This is a genomic window from Chitinophaga eiseniae, assembly GCF_012641265.1.
GTDB lineage: Bacteria > Bacteroidota > Bacteroidia > Chitinophagales > Chitinophagaceae > Chitinophaga > Chitinophaga eiseniae_A.
In genome coordinates, this window is sequence record NZ_JABAHZ010000001.1 from 410,149 (window position 1) to 431,984 (window position 21,836).

The 21,836-nt window shown below is 45.7% G+C and carries 9 protein-coding genes, 1 tRNA gene and 1 pseudogene; 9 read left to right on the top strand and 2 right to left on the bottom strand.

The genetic code is table 11. The features are described from left to right. Positions 1 to 6 precede the first annotated feature (6 nt). The 3 genes from HGH91_RS01560 (at position 7) to HGH91_RS01570 (ending at position 2,404) form a co-directional block, all read left to right on the top strand. Positions 7 to 642, top strand: coding sequence for a response regulator transcription factor (locus HGH91_RS01560; protein WP_168736699.1), 636 nt, complete (start codon positions 7 to 9; stop codon positions 640 to 642). Between the two features lie 204 nt (positions 643 to 846). After that, positions 847 to 1,638, top strand: coding sequence for an ABC transporter ATP-binding protein (locus HGH91_RS01565; protein ID WP_168736700.1), 792 nt, complete (start codon positions 847 to 849; stop codon positions 1,636 to 1,638). A gap of 13 nt (positions 1,639 to 1,651) precedes the next feature. Next, a complete protein-coding gene (locus HGH91_RS01570) occupies positions 1,652 to 2,404 on the top strand; it encodes an ABC transporter permease (RefSeq protein WP_168736701.1) in 753 nt (250 codons plus the stop codon). Positions 2,405 to 2,463: 59 nt separating this feature from the next. Here the strand turns inward: HGH91_RS01570 and HGH91_RS01575 are convergent, their stop codons facing one another. Further along, positions 2,464 to 3,948 (bottom strand): arylsulfatase, encoded by a 1,485-nt coding sequence (locus HGH91_RS01575; protein ID WP_168736702.1) that lies wholly within the window; start codon positions 3,946 to 3,948, stop codon positions 2,464 to 2,466. Between the two features lie 415 nt (positions 3,949 to 4,363). On the opposite strand from HGH91_RS01575, the gene HGH91_RS01580 reads away from it, so the two are divergent. Then, a tRNA-Leu gene (locus HGH91_RS01580) sits at positions 4,364 to 4,447 on the top strand. A gap of 104 nt (positions 4,448 to 4,551) precedes the next feature. Here the strand turns inward: HGH91_RS01580 and HGH91_RS31470 are convergent. Then, positions 4,552 to 4,692: pseudogene (locus tag HGH91_RS31470) on the bottom strand (transposase); the annotation flags it as partial. 301 nt (positions 4,693 to 4,993) lie between these two features. Here HGH91_RS31470 and HGH91_RS01590 point away from each other — a divergent pair. The 5 genes from HGH91_RS01590 (at position 4,994) to HGH91_RS01610 (ending at position 21,829) form a co-directional block, all read left to right on the top strand. After that, on the top strand, positions 4,994 to 5,302 hold the full coding sequence (locus HGH91_RS01590) for an RNA recognition motif domain-containing protein (RefSeq protein WP_168736704.1): 309 nt from the start codon (positions 4,994 to 4,996) through the stop codon (positions 5,300 to 5,302). 572 nt (positions 5,303 to 5,874) lie between these two features. Beyond that, the gene (locus HGH91_RS01595) at positions 5,875 to 8,673 is read left to right on the top strand and encodes a hypothetical protein (protein ID WP_168736423.1); all 2,799 of its coding nucleotides are present in this window, start codon (positions 5,875 to 5,877) and stop codon (positions 8,671 to 8,673) included. A gap of 11 nt (positions 8,674 to 8,684) precedes the next feature. Continuing rightward, positions 8,685 to 14,156 (top strand): DUF6603 domain-containing protein, encoded by a 5,472-nt coding sequence (locus HGH91_RS01600; protein WP_168736705.1) that lies wholly within the window; start codon positions 8,685 to 8,687, stop codon positions 14,154 to 14,156. Between the two features lie 15 nt (positions 14,157 to 14,171). Beyond that, on the top strand, positions 14,172 to 16,331 hold the full coding sequence (locus HGH91_RS01605; protein WP_168736706.1) for a hypothetical protein: 2,160 nt from the start codon (positions 14,172 to 14,174) through the stop codon (positions 16,329 to 16,331). A 14-nt stretch (positions 16,332 to 16,345) separates the two neighbouring features. Further along, a complete protein-coding gene (locus HGH91_RS01610; protein ID WP_168736707.1) occupies positions 16,346 to 21,829 on the top strand; it encodes a hypothetical protein in 5,484 nt (1,827 codons plus the stop codon). The last annotated feature ends 7 nt before the right edge of the window (positions 21,830 to 21,836 follow it).

Genomic DNA, 21,836 nt, shown 5'->3' on the forward strand with positions numbered 1-21,836 from the left:
TAATCTATGAAGATCCATATTGGCATTGCAGATGACCACCAACTCTTCCTCAAATCACTTAGTTTACTAATTGGTGGTTTTGAAGGCTTCCAGATTGTAGCGGAAGCAATGAACGGAAAAGAAATGCTGGACAAATTACAATTATTGCCCACCCCTCCTGATATGCTGTTACTGGATGTAAATATGCCGGTAATGGATGGTGCTAAAACCACAGAAGCCGTTTTAAAGCTATACCCCGGCGTAAAGGTGATTGCCCTGTCCATGAAAGATAACGACGCTACCATTGTTGAAATGCTGAAAGCAGGTTGCTGTGCTTATCTCCTGAAAGATATCCATCCCACGGAACTGGAAAAAGCGCTACGGGAAATATACAGCACCGGCACCTATTACAATGATGCGGCCAACGTAAACTACCGCCGGCTGCTGCTCCAATCCGAACAAAAGCAAACCCTCACTGAGCGGGAACATGAGTTCCTGACCCTGGCCTGTAGCGATCTTACCTATAAAGCGATTGCCGCTAAAATGAACGTTACCGAAAGGACGGTAGATGGATACCGGGAAATATTGTTCAATAAACTGAATGTGCAAAGCCGTACCGGCATGGTGCTGGAAGCGCTGCGCCGGCAACTGGTGTCGTTGTAAGTGCTCGCAAAGCAGCAGAGAAGCAAAGGAGCAAAGACCTTGTATTTCCTTACCTCTTTGCTACTTTGCTTCTTTGTCCCTTTGCGTGACAGTTTTCACCGCCGTGATGCCGCCATTTACCGGTATTTCGGCGGTCTTTGCCTTTTTAGCCCTTGGCAAAAAGGTGATTGTTGTACTTTCGATGGGCGTTTAAACCCGCTTCCAATGAATGAACAATCACCCGCTAGCGCATCGCCTATCCTGGATGTGCAGCACCTCAATGTCAGCTATGGCGCTTTCCAGGCGGTAAGAGAGGTATCTTTCAGCGTATATGGCGGCGAAATTTTCGGCTTACTGGGGCCCAACGGCGCCGGTAAAACCAGCACCCTCAGTGCGGTGGAAGGCCTGCTAAAACCCGATACAGGCACCATTACCGTGGCCGGCTATGACACCCGGCAAAAGCCCTTGCATGCCCGCGCTAACATGGGGGTGCAATTACAGGCTACCAGTTTTCAGCCGGAGCTAACCATCGCAGAAATTATCCGCCTCTTTGCCAGCATCTACGGCGTTAACCTGGATGACGCGGCTGTAAAGGAAAAGCTGGCCGCGATCGACCTGGAAGCTGCCGCCGGCAAGAAGATAGCCGAGCTATCGGGCGGACAACAACAACGGGTATCCCTGATCATTTCCACCATACATAATCCCCAGCTGGTGCTGCTGGATGAACCCACCACAGGGCTCGACCCGCAGTCGCGGCGGCAGCTATGGGAGCGGATGGAACACTTCCGCAACAACGGGCATGCCGTATTACTCACTACCCATTCCATGGAAGAAGCCGAAGCCGTTTGCGACCGGATCGCTATCATTGATCACGGGCGGATTATTGCCATCGATACGCCGGAAGCGCTGATAGACAAGCACCGGCACGATCCGGAAGTGTTGAAAGCGGTGAGGAAAGGGAAAGTAACCCTGGAAGATGTTTTTATTGGCTTAACGGGAACGGCTGTACGTTCTTAAAAATATACCTGTTATGTTGGAAACAAGCATACCTAAAAATAGCGCGGTGCTGGCAGCTTTGCTGAGAGCCGATTTTACCATCCTTTGGCGCAACCGTCGTTCTTTGCGGTTGGTATTACTGCTGCCGCTGATTATCCTGTTTTCCTGGAAAGGCCTGGTAGATAAGCTGGGCGGCGTATTTGTACTTTCTTCCTGTATCACTATTGGTCTTACCAGTATAGGGCTGATGGGCTATACCAACTCCATTGCGCGGGACCGTGACCGGGGCGTTTTCCAGCGGTTAAGGGTAGGCCCGGTATCGGCATGGACTATTATGACCAGTCGCTTGCTGGTACAAGTGGCCATGATCCTGCTCATGACGATATTGATATTTATTGGTGGTTATTTCGTAGATCATATACAACTGTCCCCTGCCGGGTATGTAGCCGGATTGCTGCTGGCCATGTTGGGAGGAGCCGTGTACCTCGGCATGGGACAGGCTATTGTAGGACGTATTAAAAATCCGGATACGGTTAATTCTACCACCCGCCTGGTATATTTCGTGTTTATCATGATCGGTATGTTTGGCGAGTTTGGTATGCTGGGCGAGATATTGGGAAAGGTAGTGGTATGGTCGCCCTATGGTGTGGTGAGGAGGGTATTGGCTTCCAGCCTGGCGCCGGCTACCTGGACAATAGAAAACACTTATGCGTTGCTGGCATCGGCAGGATATGCTGCCGTATTTATTGTATTGGGTGTGAAGTGGTTTAAGTGGGAGAGTAAGTAACGAGGATCCTATTTTACGGGGAGATGGGTATTTATCCATCTCCCCATGAAATACAATGATTATTTGGCTGCGTTCATTTTCGAGTTGATAAATTCCCATTCATTGAGGTGGGTATTCCGGTGCTCTTTTTTCACGATGGCGTCAAATTCTTTTATCAGATCGGCGTGAGCGCCGGCCACATCGTGTTCTTCTGCTTTATCTTTACTGAGGTCGTACAGTTCCCAATTGGCGCCGGGATTTTTCTTCAGGCCATTTTTAATGCCTTTCCACGGACCCATGCGAATAGCAATAGCCCCGCCTTTTTCCGGGTATTCGAAGTAGATATATTTCCTGTTGGCTTGCCGGGTATGTTTTCCCGTCATTTCCGGTAACAGGGAGATGCCATCATTTGCAGGCGCCTTAACGCCGGCAATTTCCGCCAGGGTAGCCATCATATCGTATTGCACACCCGGCAGCCCGGAAGTTTTGCCAGCCGGTATTTTACCAGGCCAACGGGCAATGAGTGGTTCGCGGATACCTCCTTCATAGAGGTCCATTTTTAGTCCCCTGAGACCGCCGGTGCTGTTAAAAAACTGCGGATTTACCCCACCATTAAACGTGGTGCCATTATCGCTGGAAAACAGGATGATGGTATTGTTGTCCAGCCCCAATTTGGCTACCAGCTGCATAATGATACCCACCTGCGTATCGAGATAAGTGATCATGGCTGCATAGGCCGATAGGGGATATTTATGTGCCGCATATCCCTGCTGGCCATAGTAAGGCTTTTCATCGAACTGCCCGATATAGTGTTGTACGGCGCTATCGGGCACCTGTAGCGACACATGCGGGATGGTGTAGGGCAGATACAGGAAAAAAGGCCCGTTGCGATGACTGCTGATAAACTGTGTGGCTTTTTTCATCATCTCATCTACCGCATAATCTTTTCCTTTAAAGTAGTCGAAATCCTGGTCGGTAGCGGTTTGTGGGTCTACATGCCGGTGTACGTCGATAAAGGTATTATGCAGGCTGTCGGCTTTCCCGTTTTCCCAGAGATGGGTAGGGTAGTAGTTATGGGCCTGTTTCTGGTCGAGGTATCCATAGAAATAATTAAAGCCCTGTTTATTCGGATCGCCGGTGGTAAAGGGCATACCGAGGCCCCATTTGCCGATAGCGGCGGTGGTGTAGCCGGCTTGTTGGAGCATATGGCCAATGGTAATGGTACCTTCCGGCAGCGGCATTTGTCCCCCTTCGAGTGAGTCGGCAAAACCGCCCATTTCATAGTTGCCGCGTATGTAGGAATGCCCGCCATGGCGGCCGGTGAGCAGCATACACCGCGCTGGTGCGCATACCGGTGTGCTGGTATAAAACTGGTTGAAGTGGATGCCTTCGGCTGATAAACGATCGAGGTGAGGTGTTTTTATTTTTTGCTGCCCGTAGGGGCCTGTTTCCGCGTAACCCAGGTCGTCCGCATAAATGAAGATGATATTGGGCTGACGCCGCGATTGGGCTGTCGTTGCCAGGCTATACAGCAGCGTAGCAACAAAAAAGAAAGCAGCTCTCATTATAACGTGTTTTTGCGTCAAGATAAGCTGTGGGTGGCGAAAATACTACGGTTTTATTGCGCAAGCGTTTGCGTAGGAGACAGGCGCTATCAGTTCCGACAGCAGTTTCCCGGGGTACAGTGAAAATTCCTTTGCACCCAGCGCGCCTAACACATCTCTTTCGCTGACTACCGGAAGGGTGCGGCGGATACTACGTTTAACCGTTTCCGTTATTTTTTCCCCGGTTCATACGGTCATTAATATACGTAATCATATGATAAGGATGGAAATCATAATCAGCATAGTTATTACCTGGATTAACAACTCCTGCCATAGATTGTTTATAGTACCGCGTGACTGAAAAAATATTTCACCGGAAATTTTTGGAAAAAAGAAATCGCTGCTTATCTTTGCAACCCCTGACACGATATCAGTTGCCCAGATGGCGAAATTGGTAGACGCACTGTGTTCAGGTCGCAGCGCCTGCAAGGGTGTGCTGGTTCGAATCCAGTTCTGGGCACTAAAAGGAAAGATCGGAATTTCTTCCGATCTTTTCCTTTTTTGGGTCCTTCCAGATCCTTTACTGGCAAGGCAAAGGATGGATCAAGTTTAAAACTTGGTGGATTAGTTATATAATCTAATAAGAAAAAATTCCACGTCCCGTACGCCCCGAAGAGCGTTTCTAAAGGACTTTATCTTCGCATTAAATGATTCAGCGGCAGCGTTGGTAGCTCTATTCTTGAAGAAGTTCCGGATACTCATATATTAAGGGATATGGAGAGTTGGTGAAAATATTTAAACCGCACTCTTTTATTCTCTGCATATAAACTAAAAATGGTTGTTAGCTAATGGCCAACAACCATTTTTAGTTTACAGAGCGTTAGCGTTGCAGGAGCTAACTTTTAGCGCACTTGTAATATCCCCATAAATTAATTCCTGTAATACCCAATTTTTTGCGCTACCTTTAGCACGATTGCATTTAGCTTCTTCTGATTTAGTTTGGGCTTCTTTTTCTTCCTTAGTCCTTGTTTTTCAGGAGTATGCATATTTAATTAAAATTATATTTGTGAATATTTTTGTAGGTAACATAAGTGACAGAACAACCGAAGATGAGATATGGTCTTTATTTGACCCATTTGGAGTTGTATATAGTATTAATGTGGCGTATGATAAGTACAGTGGCCGTTCTAAAGGCTTTGCATTCGTTGAAATGCCAGACGATTCCAATGCAGTACAGGCAATTAAGGAATTGAATAATTCAGTAGTTGGTGGCCAGACAATAGTAGTGTATGAGGCTCGTCCAAAACCTGAAAGACCAGAAAATAATCGTTTCTCCAGATCCGGCCCAAGGCCTGGATTTAGACCCAGATACTAATAGTTTGATGTTTTAAAACGTCGACTATCTTTATCTGTTAAGAGAGTAGAAGAGCAAAGCCGCAGAATACGTTAAGTAGTTTGTAGCTTTGCTTTTACTTTTCTATGTACCGGATAGTAGCAACCCAAGCTGAGTTTCCACTTTATTTTCTAATTATACCCTTAATAAACCATCCAGGATGGGATATGGTAGCAAGAACTCCATTAACGTAGATATACGCAAAAAATGAGTATACTTACGTGTTAAGAATTGTAGGCATTGTTTGTATTTTGCAGAAAAGTAAGTCTTTAATATAGTTAACAGCGAAAATCCAGGTTGATCGTTCATCTGTATATCTGCCCAAGTAAGTTTGTCCCTATTGTGAAAAGTAAGATATCCGTTATGTGAAGATGTTAGATACGCAGTATTCCATGAACAATATACACCGAAGATTGTTGTGAATGACAATTATCTCAATCCAAAATTAGAAGTGAAGAGAATCGCCGGGTTTAGTCTTCCAGATAACATACCTATTTTAACGTAACAGATAATCCTATACACTCGCTTAAAATCTAAATAAAGCTACATCCCCAATGAGCTGCAAACTGACCTTCAAAATAGACATGGACTTTGGTGCCGATGTAACAGCCGGTAAAAATCCCAGGGCTGATCTGGAAACATACCTGCGTCAGCATCCTTTCAACTCCAGCTATCAATTGTACCTGTTGATTTGTGATTTTTTGATTAAGAATGCCGCGAATTATGAGTTTATAGATACTGAGATAGGCGACTTGAAGATAGTAGGTACAATACCTTGTAAATCAATAAATTTTGCCCTTACTGAGCAGGCCAAACTAAGGTGGATTGATGGTAAAAAGACGGTACTCGACGATTTTCTTATTTTCCTTAAGAAGCCGGCTACAAAGGTGATCATTACCTCCGTTTTTGGAGGAGATAATTTCGAGCGGCTGGTGATCGGACTGGCAGGTAAAGACTTGCCTTTGCCTACGCCCGCTTCTGTGATTGCAGTGGCTGACACACTTAGAAAACTATATGTCCCTGCTGGTAATTTTATGAGTCTGTTTAGGTTAAGGGACGACGCTATCAGAGATGTGCTTCCAGTTTTTTTAAACGCGGCCAACATAAATAAGGGACTTAAGCTGGGCTTTATAGGATGTCTTATGGACCGGATGATGGGGCGTGCTAAAAAGAGACGTAATGACAAAGCCCGTATTGATAAATTGCGGCTTAAAATAGGATTATTGGCCAGGCCTAAAGAAAGCTATTTTAAAACCTATACGGAAAATCTCGGGGAAGTCAAGGAAAAATTGATAGCAATGGCATGTCCGAATGCCGGTCAGGGAACAATACCGGCAGATCTGTTCACTAACAAGGATCTTTATTTTTTAGACAAAATATCAGAAGTTATCATACCGGCAGTTGATGATTTCCAGCAAGTTGTTTTCGACAGTACGTATTACAACAAGCTGTCGAGAATATCCATGGATAACTTTAATACCTTTGTTGCGGAAGAAACGAAAGCAAATATTAGCGTGCTTTATGAGTTACTGGCTACAATGTTGGATAGCATCAGCGTGGAGTGTGTTTATACCAAAAATAACCAAAATACCAACTATGTTTTTAACCTGTATTCTTTCTTTGGGCTGAAAACATATGTGGGAAAAGTGACGGGGGCTAATTTTCCGGGCGACGATTACATGTATTGCCAGGATAATACAATAGACATTCCGCTTAATGAACAGGGGAGCGATAAAATCTCGTTTTATAATACGCAGGATAATATATATTTATATGGTGCAGATAAGAATGTTATTCCTTTCGATTCGCCTGCATTCCCACAATTATTTGGTGTAAATAATCAGGTCACCTACACCGGGCTGGAAACGGGGAAAGACGTCGGATACATGCAATTAAAATTATGGATGTATTCCCAGTTCCGCACCAATACCCAAATGGGAAGAGAGGGTATTGGGATGATCATTAATTTTCAAAGAACCTATCAGCCTTTTTATGTTTATAATGATACGGACAAAACCCTGGTAACACACTTGATTAATCCCGTGGAAACGGGCGGGGGCGGATCTATCGGCAGATGTGAACAGCCAGCAAAGGAAAATTATTTGTGGTATTTTGCCGGTAACATAAATAAGCTTATCACAGAAGCAAGAGTGGTGCTCCAGAACGCAGCATTTACATTCAACGATTTCCATCTGGCTACTTATATAGGTATTGAAAAAAAAGGGACCGCTTTACCGGGCAATTCCCTGGAGAGATGGTGCCGTGGGCTTAAACCAACTGCCAATGGCAGATATTTCAATTTGACGCTCCCTAATAAATCAGTTTTCCGCTATTACCTTTGTAACATGCCTTATGTACCGGTTGCGGGAAGAACAGTTAATGTGGTGAATAGTGACCGGCTTACCAACTTTCAATTTTTTTACTACAGAAGGGCAATGCTTCCTGCCGGCGAAGACCCGGGATCTGAATACTATAAAATAGTGAAGAGTAGTGATGGCGGATTTGAAAATGTAAGTTTGCCGGTGCCCCTTCAGATGCCTGCTGTATATGCAGCATTTGTTGCTTTCAAGAAAAAAAGCAATACCATTAAGAATAAAGGCAATTATTTAAAGGCCAATAAAAAAATGCGAGCAGCAGCAGGGGCGGTAATGGCAAGTATCTATCCATTCTATAAGAATAGTGTAGCTCTTTCCAATAACAATCTTAGCGCAACAACTTTTTTTAACAGCGTAACTGAATATAGTACTGAAGCTGTTAATTCCTGGCAGCTTATTAAATCCGTTAGAGACACAGATGAACCGGGAGAGATCACGCAGGAATGGTGCCATTTGCTGGGACATGGCGATGGCGGAGATGAGCGGGTGGGAAATTTTGTTTCCGGTAGCAGGGATTGTAATAGCGAACAGTTATCTATTGAAACCGGGCAAAGAATGACCACCCACAATGGCGCTTACAAGAACCTGTTTATGCTGAAAACAACCGCTTATTTATTGTCAGATTCTTCCATGGAAGTAAAAGCCGGCGGTAAAACCTATCTGGGCACATCACTTCAATCTGTTATTCGAAAGGCTTATACCAACCTGGCCATCAAGGATAAACCAAAAACGGAGGCGGAAATGCAGAAAACGGTGACAAACGCCCCTGTAGCCGGTTTTATAAGATACAAGATTTTTTTACGTGCTAATGTAAATCAACCTTTTCAAAAGGTATTTGACTACGCGTTTGAAGGGCAAAGCGAGTTTTTTGATATTAACCAGTTTCGTATTATTTCAGCTACATTGTTGTATTTGCTAAATAAGGAAGCTTTCTATAAAGGCTTGTATCAATCCATGAACCCTGTAGCTACGAAGTAAAAAATTATCAGATGCCTGATATTGAAACATTGACCCTATTTTCAACAGTTGTCCAGGAGATAGCTGCCCAACGCGATATCCCGTTGGACGGTAACCTGGTTGGGCAAACAGCTGTTGACCGGTTCCGCAAGGAAATTACGCCTGAATCCTGCGTGCTATCCAATTGCACTGTACTGGAAGCCGGAACGTCACATCTGCTTTTTTCAGCTACCATCAAAAGTTTGCTATCCTGCACGGATGTCAGGGCTAAAATTTTGCTTTTTGATATAGACGCAACAACGGCGGCAGACGATGAAAGCATCCGAAAACTGTTACTGTTCCTGTATTTTCCGGCCACCTTTTTGCCAGATAGCCTGTTCCGGCATTTTGCCATAGGGCAGGAGGTAATCGAAGATGCTTCAGCCGACAGCGCCATACTGGAGCTGAGTTTTAGTGATAAAGATGCGCCGGTGTTGTTTTTTTCTTCCACAGACAGCATCCGGGATTTTACGGAATATCCCTCCGCCTTTGAAGCAATAAAGCCCTGGAAAGACGTTGAAAAAGGAACTTATTGTAACCTGTCCGCAGCGTTGGACGTGGAAACAGCAGCAGCGCTGAACGTTTTATCGATCCCCGGTACCTTTATCCTGGAAGGAGCGATTGATGGCGATACTGGCGTGCTGTCGCTGGTATATTCTTTAAATATTACCAAAACTTTCGGCCCTTTTTCTTTCTCACTGAAAAGCCTGGACATCGGTGTTAACCTCGCCTCACCCGGGCTTTCCCTCCCGGCTTTTGGGTTGTCTGCACACCTGGACTTCGGTATCGGCGTAGCTGATCTCAGTGCTTATATCGATATTATTAGCCATGAGCTGAGTTTCCAGGTAGAAGACATCCATATTGCGATGAATGCCTTGGATACTTTTGCCGGTAAATTTGCAGGAGCAGCATTAACAGACCTCACCGACCTGCTACCTGGTTCAGTGACAGCGTACGGTGTATTTTATGTGGCTTTAATGCAGGCGGTTATCTCGCTGGACGATGGACATGTGAACCAGGTTGGTTTTCAGTTGACCACTGAAAAAGCTATTCCGCTAATAGATAATGTAGTCACACTCTCTCCTTATTTTACCTTCGATGTATGGGAACCTTTTAATGATGACAACCGTGACATTGATATTCGTATCGATGGAGCATGGGAATTAGGTACTTCTTTCTTTGACCTGGTTGTCCTAACACAAACAACAGCAGACGGAAAAACAGATTACCAGGTCTCAGGCGCTTTGCGCCAGGGGCAAACATTAGACGTTGGTGCGCTTACAGATAAGGTGTTTGGAAAAGAAGTAATTCCTGCCGGGCTGGAGATCGTAGATTTTGAGTTTGATGCTTCGGTAAATGATCAAAGCCTTGATATTTCGCTGGACGTCCTTTCCGACTGGGACTTGCAGTTGGGCGGCGCTGCCTTTGCCATAGAAGAAGTAGAGCTGTCGCTTTCCTATGCTAATAAGGAGGTAACGGAATGCGCTATATATGGAAGACTGGAATTATTCAGTCTGGATATGGCTATTAGTGGCGACTATAGTAAAGAGAACGGATGGGTCATCTCCGGAGGGCTGGCGCCTGATGAACAGTTAGCGATCAGCACACTGCTACCGGAAGTGATACAAACGTTTCAGTCGGCAAAGCCTGCGGCGATGATGGATAGCGTGAAGCAGCTGGTGGGCGACATGACAGTACAGAGCCTTTTAATAGTGTATAGTATTGGTCAGGGCACACTTTCGGTATTTACGGAGCTGGATAACGTATTGCATTTTCCATGCTTGTCCATAAATAAAATCATTAACCAGGTAACGGTTACAGATACTGTATTAACCGGTAATTGCCTTGTAAACCTCACTGTTGGCGGAGTAGACATCTTTCTGAATACGGAGAAAAAAGATGAGGACTTAATTTTTTCCGGCGGCTTGCCTGTAAACACCTTACTGCCGGCTGGGAGATTAGTGGATGACATATTCGCAAAGTTTACCGGTGTCAGCTTGCCTGGGTTTCTTTCCGGCATCACTGTCAGCATGCTGAATATCGTTTATAATACGGCCACCCGGGATTATGCTTTCGCTATTAAAGGAACAATGAAAGTGGGCGATAGTACGCCGGTGATCTCCCTGGATATCCGTATGGTGCATGCCACGGATCAATCGTATACGCAGAAAATTAATGCTGCTATAGATACCCGGACCAGCCTGGCAGATATGGCGGTGTCTTTTGGTTTCAACGGAACTGCTGTTCCGGGAATTTTAAATGATCTCATTTTCTCAGGCGTCAGTTTTTCCTACGACAGCGCCACCGGGATAACGAAATATAACGGCAGCGGTACGATTGTTATTGAAGATCAGACAGTACAGTTACAATTGACCGTTGACCAGGCGGGTGATAAAGCGCACTATGAAGGTAACTTTACCTGGCTATCCGATCCGGATGATAAAAGCAGTGGGCTGCACTTCCTGCTGGAATCGGTAAAAGATATTTCCGTTTCTTCGATGGAGTTAACGCTTGTCTTTACTATAAAGGGCGTTAGTATTGATCTGAAAGCCAGTGCTACTGATAATGAAGATGCAGGTGTGAAAGTTGCTGATAAGCAGTTCAGTGGTAGTACCAGCCATCTCAATTTATCCGTTACAGACGTGCTGGACGACTTGTTGCAAGCCCTTTGCCCGGATTATAAAACCTTTATTCCCGTTGCTTTTATCCCGGATATTGTAATACAGGATATATACATTACCTATGATGGTAAAGCAAAGCAAACAAATGTAGCGGCGCTTATTACTGCCGGAGGTAAAGTGATAAAAATATTTTTCCAGCGCCAGTCTAAAAGCAATACTCTTCCGAATGGTGGTTATGCATTTGGTATAACAGCAGATATGGCCGGCCTTGGAGATTTACCGCTCGTTGGAGGCGAATTAAAAGAGGTGAGTCTTAATGGAACTGGGTTTGTATATACTTCCGGCGCAGGAGATTTTTTCCTCCCACAAATTGTTGCTGCGTTTTCAGACACTACATCAGCATCCGACGGGAAACTGGTGCTATCAGCCACCAGTAAGAGCTTCAGTAAAGGCTTTAATCTTATCGGTGAAATTGATATACCCGGTTATGGATCTTTTTTCCTGTCGCTTCCACCAGGTGGTCTGAGTCTTCCTGCTGCATCAGCTTCTGTACAAACCCCGGCTGATACCGCCGAAACAGGCGCTATGGTAAAATGGTTTCAGTTAGGACAAAAACTGGGACCAGTTACGGTAAACAAACTAGGATTTGCCTACAACCTGGGTAACAGTAAGAAAATAGCATTGCTCATTGATGGGGATCTTGCAGCCGGAGGACTGGACCTGGCGCTGCAAGGGATGGGAATAAGTATTCTTCCCACGGATCTGTTTCACGGTAAAGTGGATTCCCTGTCTTTCCAGTTATCCGGCCTGGGGCTAACGTTTGAGAAGGGACCTGTTGAGATTAGCGCCGCGTTTACACGCTCTACTCAAAAAATAAACAACGTAGATGTGGATGTGTATAATGGGGGCGTTATTTTAAAAATGGAGGAATGCATGATCACCGGTATTGGCTCCTATGCTAAAACAGGTAATGATGCATCCCTTTTTATTTTCGGTTTGTATGAAGGCAATATCGGAGGACCCGTTTTCTTTTTTGTAACAGGAATTGCCGTTGGTTTTGGGTATAATAGAAAGGTAAATATTCCTGCTGTTAACGAGGTTCATCAGTTCCCGCTGGTGGCAATGGCGATGCAGCCTGATGCATCCAAAGGGATTGCTGAAGTACTCAGCAGCCTGGAAACGAGAGACAGTAATGGGAATCTTCCGATAGAAATAGCCACTGGTGAATACTGGCTGGCAGCAGGTATCAAATTCACTTCTTTCAAAATTGTAGAGTCCTTTGTGTTGCTGACAGTAAACTTCGGACATGATGTTGAATTTGCAATACTTGGATTGTCCAGGTTGACATGGCCGGAGAAGAGTATTCTCCCATCCCCGATCGTATACGTAGAACTTGCGGTGCTGGCCCATTTTGGACCAGGTAGCGAAGTAATTGCCATAGAAGGTATTCTCACACCCAACTCTTACCTGCTTTCGAGAAGTTGTATCTTAACGGGTGGCTTTGCCTGCCATAGCTGGGTGGCTGGTGAACATGAAGGTGATTTTGTTATTACGCTGGGAGGGTATCATCCTAAATTTAAAAAACCAGGTCATTACCCTGTCGTGCCGAGATTGGGCTATGTATGGAAAATAGGCAGCCTGCTCTCCATCACCGGGGAAATGTATTACGCACTTACCCCTACCGCTATTATGGCCGGGGGAAGGATGGAAGTCCTTTTCCAGATATCTGTACTCAGTGCTTCGCTTACGGTATGGGCCAATATGCTGATATCGTGGGCGCCCTTCCAATATTCCCTGGATATAGGCGTTTGCGTTAAAATAGATGCGCATATCACTATCTTCTTTGTCAGTGTCCATTTCAGCCTGGAAATGGATGCAACACTTCATATATGGGGGCCGCCTTTTGCCGGGGAAGCGTATGTAGACTGGACGATATTTTCATTTACCATACCTTTTGGCGCCTCGGATAAAACAGCGCCGGCGCCTTTGGAATGGAAACAGTTTTCAGGTACTTATCTTCCGCCTGCCCCGATCAATATAGTTATTAGCAGGGGTATTATCAAACAGATAAAAGACCCGGGGGATAACCAGCAGGTAAAATATACGACTATTAATCCGCACGAGCTGCGACTGGATATTAACACTATTATCCCGGTTAATAATTTATTCATCAACGGCGTGGAACTGCAGGATACTATTCCTATGCAATCGGGTACAGGTACCGTTATCACCAGGGATAATGTTGCCGTAAATAATACTTATGGAGCGAGGGAGAAAGCGTTAGGGATCAGGCCTTGTGGACTGAATAGTGATGATCACCTCGCGTTTGGTATGAACGTAACTGTCAGACTAGGTGATATAGAGCAGGAAATGACTATCGCCTGCATTGCCAAAGGGGTAGCAGATGCGCTTTGGGGGAGCGAGGTGAGCACCACAAACAACCAGGATCCCGGTACGGCAAAGGTGGTGGAAAACGTATTGTCCGGTTTAACGATCTGTCCGCCGGCCTTACAGCATGTTTCCAGTATCCGTGAACTGGATTTTTCCCAATTGTTTGACAGATCAGAAACACTGTTTACCTGGAAGCAGGAGCTGGCCGAAACAGGAAAGGCCTATCATGCCTATGATGTATTTGATACGATCAGTACAAGCTTTGATAGCGCTGATGTTGTCAGTGAAAGAAATCGCTTGCTGGATTTGTTTAACAAGGCTACAGGCGCAGCCCTGACAACAGATGAGACAGATATGAGCAGCATGATGGCATCTCCGGCAGACTATTTTACAGCTCCGCCGGTACTTTGTCTGACTGGTCAAATACCCCAATATCCAACTGATACACAATAAAAACTATTTGCCGGTATGCCTATTGAAGACATTTCTGAAAAAACGCAGCTGATACAGTGTTTTACGCCTTCCATGGTGGCTGGAAGGTATGATGTTACCGTTGCGCAAACCATTACCGCAGCAAAACCTGTTGATGGCAAATATCTGCCGCCGCCGGGACCTGTTGCACAGGCATCCCTGGCTTTTGATATTGATGCTGCCAGGTTTGTACTTAACCCGGCAGATATTTATTCAGTATATCCACCGGAAGGCCAGGGTGGCTATTTTTCCGAATCGCTGCCACATATTGTCTTTTCGAGACGCACACTTCCCTGGGAAAGAACGATAGACGGAAAGCCGCCGGTATTTCAGCGCGCACCGGAAGAGGAGCCGCGCGGAGTGCCGCGGGATCCAATAAAAAGCCCGCCGGTGCCCTGGATGGCGTTACTGCTTTTTGAAGAAACGGAGGCGCCTGCACTGACCAGCCGTAAATTGGCAGAGCTGATTACTCCGGGGCCGGGTATTATAGGCCCTGCTATTGCAGGAAAGGAAAATACAACGGCTAATGGACTACAGCTCATGCCCTGGGAAGATGCCGCAGATAGTTGTAACTGTATTGATATTACAGCCGCACAATTCCTGGAATACATACCAGCATTGAGTGCCGCAGCTTTGCTGGCACATTCCAAAAAAGTAAGGATCGTTCATAAAGACAGAAATGGAATTGTGGACCTGGATGATCAGGACACAGCCCTGTTTTCAACAATAGTTGGTAACAGGCTACCTGGCAGCAACCAGATGAATACCGCTGTATTGGTATCCCTGGAAGGTTTCCAGGATTATATTGCTACCAATAAGGGCGGCGCTGCATTGAAAACAATATCACCGGATCAGCAGATTGTGAGGATGGCCGCCCTTGCCAGCTGGAGTTTTCACAATTCCGGGGACACTTCTTTTACAACGCTTATCAATGATCTCTCCCTGAAACCATTGGTGATCGGCAACACCAATGTTGATGCAGTTTTGTCTAAATACCTCGATACAGGATATACAGCCATACAACATCTCACAAGAGCCGGTGCCAGTATCGCTTCCTGGTATCATGGTCCACTGGTGCCTCAACTCAGCTACCAGCCTGCCACAGCGGTTTCTTTTTCTTCTTCGGATGCAGCACTGCGTTATGATACCACTACCGGTATGATGGATATTTCTTTTGCAGCGGCATGGCAATTAGGAAGAATGCTGGGCCTGGAACGGCAGGGATTTGCGAAGGCTGTACAGGCATGGCGCATTGCCGTAAAACAGGCACAAATCAGGAAAAATAAATCAGATACCGTCAGTAAGTTGATGGGCGCATATCCCGGAGATACTATCAGGGAAAAAGTTATTAGCTACCTGGATGGAAATAATACAGCCGTTTCAACTGGTGAGACCCTGCCTGGTATCGGCGCAGAAATGGGGATTCCCGGAGAAGTACAGGATTTTTTAGGCCAGTTGTTCTGTCTCAAAGGCATTCCGTTCAAGTACCTGGTTCCGGATGAAAAATACCTGGAAAAGGAATCCCTCGCTTTCTTTTATGTAGATGCCAACTGGATGGCTGCTTTAATGGATGGTGCACTGAGTATAGGGCGTAGTAACAGATCGCAGCTGATCATAGACCAGGCGATGGCCGGCAACTTTTTACCGGCGGCTTATGATGTTCAGCAAAAAGTGCAGGTACAGGAGGAGGATTTCTTTGTGCTAAACGTTACCGGATTCCTGCTACGGTCCAATCTTGTTTCGGGTTGGAGGGGCATCGAAATAGCAGCATATGATAACCAGGACCAACTGTTACCGGCTTTTCGTTTTGAGCGCATCGATGAAGATATTTTCCTGGGAATATTCAACGGTAATGTGGCAAGGGTTGTTATTACGCAACCTTATGAAGGGCTTCATTTCGGCGTTAAAATAGATAATGGTCAATGGGAAAAAGACCTCAAATCAACTGACAGCAAAGGGGACATAGTGATCAACAATTCCATGAATGTAAATGATGCGCTGAAACAACTGATTAATACAAAAAGGATTATTGATGTGGGTGGTTTATCCATAGCTATGCAACAGCATTTAGCTGCCGATATCTTTACCTCCGCGGAGTTTGCATTTCAGATGGTAGACAGCCCTGTAAGAAAAACATTCACGATTAAGCAAGCCTGATAAACAAACAATTAATGAGTACCAATGATACCCTTTTTGTACCCATGTTTGCCGAGGCGCTGGTAGTGTCTATGGATGAGCAGACATTGGAGCGGCAAAAAATAAGTTATGCAGATGTAAGGCCCAGGCTGGCCTTCTTCGACCAGAGCATATTAGGCGACAGTATCCAGGCGGATGGCAGGCCTTTGCCGCCACCGGACTATGGTATCCATATCCACTGGAACCTGCCCAAAGCCCTGAAACATGCTTTTATAGATGAGCAGACAGATATTAATATAGACTTCCCCTATGCGCCAAACAGGTGGATGGTGATACGGTATAATACAGATAATGGCCTGGATGCCATTCCGGCAAAAGCCTGGATGATTGAAAGCGACTACGTTAACAACATCGATAACCAGGATCTGAGCCAGGTTGATCCTAATTTTCTATCGTTAAACAACCAACAGCTGGGAGTTCAGAAAATAGGCCGCTGCCTGGTATATACGCCGGGATATAAAAATACGCCTGTCGCCGTTCCGTATCTTACTGCCGTTACTGCCGGGAACCCATTTTTTTCTTCTTTTTATCCTGGCTGCCGGAATGTATTCGGTTGCTATGATGATATGAAAGATGAAGCCGGGATACCGATTACAGGGGGAACCTTTACATATGTGATTACCGGTTGGTACGATAATCCTGCAACAGACCCTTTATTTCCTTTGTCTTTTACAGATGCGGTAAGCCATGAGCAGGAAATGCAACAGAAAAGGCACGACTGGTTTAAAACAAAATGGGAATATACCGGCGCAAATGATCCCGGCAGATCTTTTTTTCATGCGGCTGTTCATAGCGTTGTGTGGTCGCCCAATACTCCTGCGGGCGTTCCTGCAGGCCCTGTCAGTATTGCAGTGGGCAATACGGCTGCCGAAGCATTCAGCGCCAGTATACTAAAGAATGATCCCGCATCAGGCGCACTGATGGAAGATCTGCTGAATGCGCTGCAATACCAGTTACTGGAAGATGATCACACCCCTGTTTCTGTAGAAAGAATAAAAGAGGAAATCCATACCCGCGGTTTTCACCCCCAAAAAGGAGGAACGCTCTGGGAGATCTGCAGGTGTGAGTTTGATCATGAGTTGGGAGAAAATGACCCGGCAGCAGTGCAATTCCCCGATATTCCAGGTATCAGTGAACTGCTGCAGGCATTAAATAAAAGTCAAAGCCAGCTTGACCAGCAACAACGCACCTTGCTGCGCTGGCAGCAGGAATATTATGCCTTATGGTACAAACAGGCGCTCATTACCGTTGAGAATTTTAACGGGGACATTGCTTTCAATGCCAATAAAGCGCAATTACTTGCCCAGATAACAACGGCAAAAGCAACTATTGTACAACTTACTACCACGGTTGCCGCAGCCCGGCAAAAAATAAATGATTTACCTCCTTTCCATGCCAATCCGGCCACCTTTGAACTAAAGCAACGGGAGGCGCCTGCTTTTTGGGAAGCCAATGATCCGGTACTCCTGTTTTGGGGTGACGGAGTAGGAGAGGCAGACAGGTATCAACTTGCTACGCAGGAAACAACCATCAGTTGCCGCACCATTGAACAAATTCCAGCGGCGCTGGATGTTACAATCAACGATGCCATAACCGTCAAGGTAACGGTCCCTTCTGGTAAGGAAACTTTTAATATGGCATTATTGAACAGTCTCTCCGGCGACATCCCGGTAGCAGCAATACAGGCCGTCTGCTACGAAACCATGCTTTTTGATCAGTCCTTTGCCACTGACTTGGCACTAGTAGCCTATAATATTGCGGGTATCGGAAAAGGAAAAGATAAAAACGACAGCGGTATTGTGGAGCTGGGAAAAACCATAGCGGCCTTACAGGCAGATTGTTTATTGAACCAGCCCCCGGGTACGGAACGGGTATTTTCACCGCCAGCATTTGCCATCGTGAAATGGCAACAGGCATGGCATCCACTATTCCTTTCCTGGAAGGTGGCCTATTATCCAACACTCCCGGGTATCAGGTCTCTCAATCTTATCAATCATCCTGACTGGACATTGCAGGATCACTTGTTTTATAAAACGGATAAAGCAGTAATACCAGGAGGACCTTCTTATACTTTTAATTCCATTACACCTTTTTCCAATGCTGTACTCACCAATTTCAAAAGACTGGCGCCAGGGGTAAAAAGGTATGACGAAGCACATTTGGTAGCACAATCGCTGAGTGGTTTTAATAAATACCTGTTAATGCAGCAGCCGGATCTTCAGTTTCCACCGTTAAAATACCGTCCGGATAAAATATACAATTTTGATTCCGACTACCATATTGACCAGGATGAGTTGACGATAATGGGTACCGGAGGATACCGGCTTGGCATCAATCCCGGACCACTGCCAGTATCCGGGCAGGCCTCTCCCGGTAGCTTTTTTCCTTTACGTGCCGGAGAAATGGCGTTACTTGACCTCCGTATTATCGATGTATTCGGGCAGGTAAAAAATGTATTGATCAGCGGTGATGCGGATAATCCCGTTGCCATTACTTCCAGCCAGCTTTCCCCGGTTGCTGATGTAAAACAAGCACCTAATTTCATATCGCTTTGCCCAAGGATTGTACAGCCTTCCCGCATCGTGTTCAACTGGCTGGATGCCCAGGACGAAGTGATTTATGCAGGAAGTCATAGTGACGTTAGTCCCATATTTGGATGGGTCATTCCCAATCAGTTCGACAATAACCTGATGGTGTACGACCAGGATGGTAATGAAGTATTGCTGTTACAGCTGACCACCGATCCTAAAAACAAAGGTGGCAGAGGGTTGGTCAAAAAACCTTTTCCGGGAAATGATGTGATACCTGCTTTGGGAGATAAAAAACAATTATCCGATTTTATAAATTCGATTAGCACCCCGATTGCAGTAGCAGGGCTAATTGACCTGGCAATAAAAGTCAACCTGAAAGTTTCAGGAACGGCAGCATTACAAAATAATGCCAGTTCCCTTATAACAGGACCGCCACTTGCCCTGGCCAGATGCGGTGTTGGCATCGAGTCTATGGGTTTCCCTTTTAATGACCAGGGATGGGGAAAAGAAGGTGTTACTGATACAGGCGATATTGACAGTGTTACCTTTTCTTTATATATGGGAGATTTTTGCCGGGATAAAGACGGGCTGCTGGGCTATGTGCTCGATGGAGATAGCGCTCCCTGCTTCAGGACCAGCAGTAATGCCCCCGATTTTATAAACAGTTCCGATCCTTACTATAGCCATGATACAGCAGTAGGAGTATCTTTAAATCAGCCATTGAAGGCTATGACTTTATTGCTGGACCCTTCTGCTGGGATCTTTGTCAGTTCCGGAATATTGCCTGTACTGTATCAGGAGCTACATCCCTACAAAATCAACGAGATTTTGTCGAAGCTGAATACAAGCTTTATGGCAGCGCCCTTTCTCGCTGAAAAAGTGCAGCCTGGTATCCCGGTGCCTGCTGCCATTGGTGCTGATTGGAAATGGGTACATAAAACAGGAGTTTCTACTTGGGAGCCGGAATCAACAGCCCAGGCCTCAAAAGAGCAGCCTTCAAGGTTTGTTCCCCTGCAGGCATATGAAGGATGGCTGAAGTTTAAACCTACTGCCGGCAAAAAGACTTTATCTGCTAAACTTTTATTTATGCCTGAGATGCAAGTAAGAAGTAATCCGGTAAGTACAGACCAGCCGGTTGTATTTATTACAAAAAATAAACCGGTAGATATTGAGATCCAGATATTTGCTCCTGCAGGTAAAACCATTCAATTATCCGGAGCAATTGAAATAGATGGTCTTTCAACCATTATCAGCAACAGTGACTGGTCATCTTTAAAAGTGGACCTCTATGGGCTGGTGCCTGGAAAAGATACCTCAAGTCAGATTCCGGTCGCCTCTTTTGATGTAGGCAGCAGCCCGGGTAAAATAATGCACCTGCTCAACAGGAAAGTTGTTTTCTCATTGAATGTATTAATCCTGAAAATACAAAACGCAGTTTGTTATCCTGCCCAAACCCTGCCTGCTTATGCTTTACAGGTTAGCTACTATGATAATCCTGCTGTAAACCCCGATGCTAAAGTGGTTACCATACCTGTTACGGTACAGGACCAGGCTTTGCCTGAAGTTATTTTCCGTGCCGATCCGCAGGTAGTGGCAGGCGGTACCTCTACTACATTCAGCTGGGCTTTTGCAGATGAAACAATTGATCCTGCCGATAGTACTTTCTCCATATTTGATGTAGGCAATACGAAAGATATTTTAGTAGACGGGGATACTACTTCCTTTTCAACGCGCGTAGGTATAGGCGATCATATGTTCCGGCTTACCGTAAAGCAGAACGGCATCAGCCAAACAAAATCGTTACTCGTACGCGCTTTGAGCGCACAAACCTCCGGCTATATCAACGGGCCCAATTTTGAAGAAGAAACATTGTGCAATGTGTGTGTATCTAAGGATGAAAGTATGTTGTTTGGATTGACGGTGCTGAATGATTCGGCGCAAGGGAACGGTGTTGGCGCCATTTATTATACAGTTGATGGTTTTTCTGATGAGTGGACGGAGATAACGTTGCTGCCGGGAGAACTGGCTAAACTCACCGCCTTTGCTACGTCGCCGGTTGTTCACCTGAGAGGGGTGGGAGATACTTTCGGGCAGCTGGTTTTCTGCGGTGGAAGCTATGCTGTAATTACGCAGATGTCGGCCCGTACAGCCGTTGCAGATCTGGATACCGGTTTGGTTAGCATACAGGATTGCAACTGGCCGGCGCGTATGGGGCATAGCTGCATTGTATTTAATCCTGGTGGAGAAGACAGGATTTGCCTGATAGGAGGGCTGGATGAATATGGTAATGCCCTGCAGGATATGTGGTCCTCGTCTGACGGCATTCATTGGGATAATCTCGATACATCAGGAATGGTCAGCACCCTGCCTGACCCTGTGGCAATGCCGTGGAAATCCAGGTGTTTTTTTGGGGCAGCGGTAGAGCGTGAACAGGGAACCAAAGCTAAAAAAGCCTTATGGATTGGTGGTGGATTTACAGAAGATGGTGGGGCGGGGCTGGGTGATATCTGGAAACTGGAGGATCAAAGCTGGGAACCTGTGCTGCAATCAAATGAAACGCCGCTGCTCTTTCCGCAGCCTTATATAAATACTGCCCTGGTATTTCTTGGAAAAGATACCAGGAAAACTACGGGAATCAACTATATGGGTGTTGCTGCTACGGCGGGAATGGCGCCTTTTTTCAAAGCTATTGATGTAGATGTGAGCGACAGGTATCTTTCCCGCGACAGGCTAGTACCGTTTGACGATTTGAACAGCGTATCCTTCAATAAAATACTTTCATTTTATTATAAAAACTGCCTGTGGTTTATGGCGATGGCTTATCAGGGAGATGACGGCATTGAGTACACGGGCGTGCTCAGCTGGTATATAGCAAAGCCGGGCTCCATTGTTATACAAACAGATAAGATACCGCTGGACATACAGTAATTGTAGT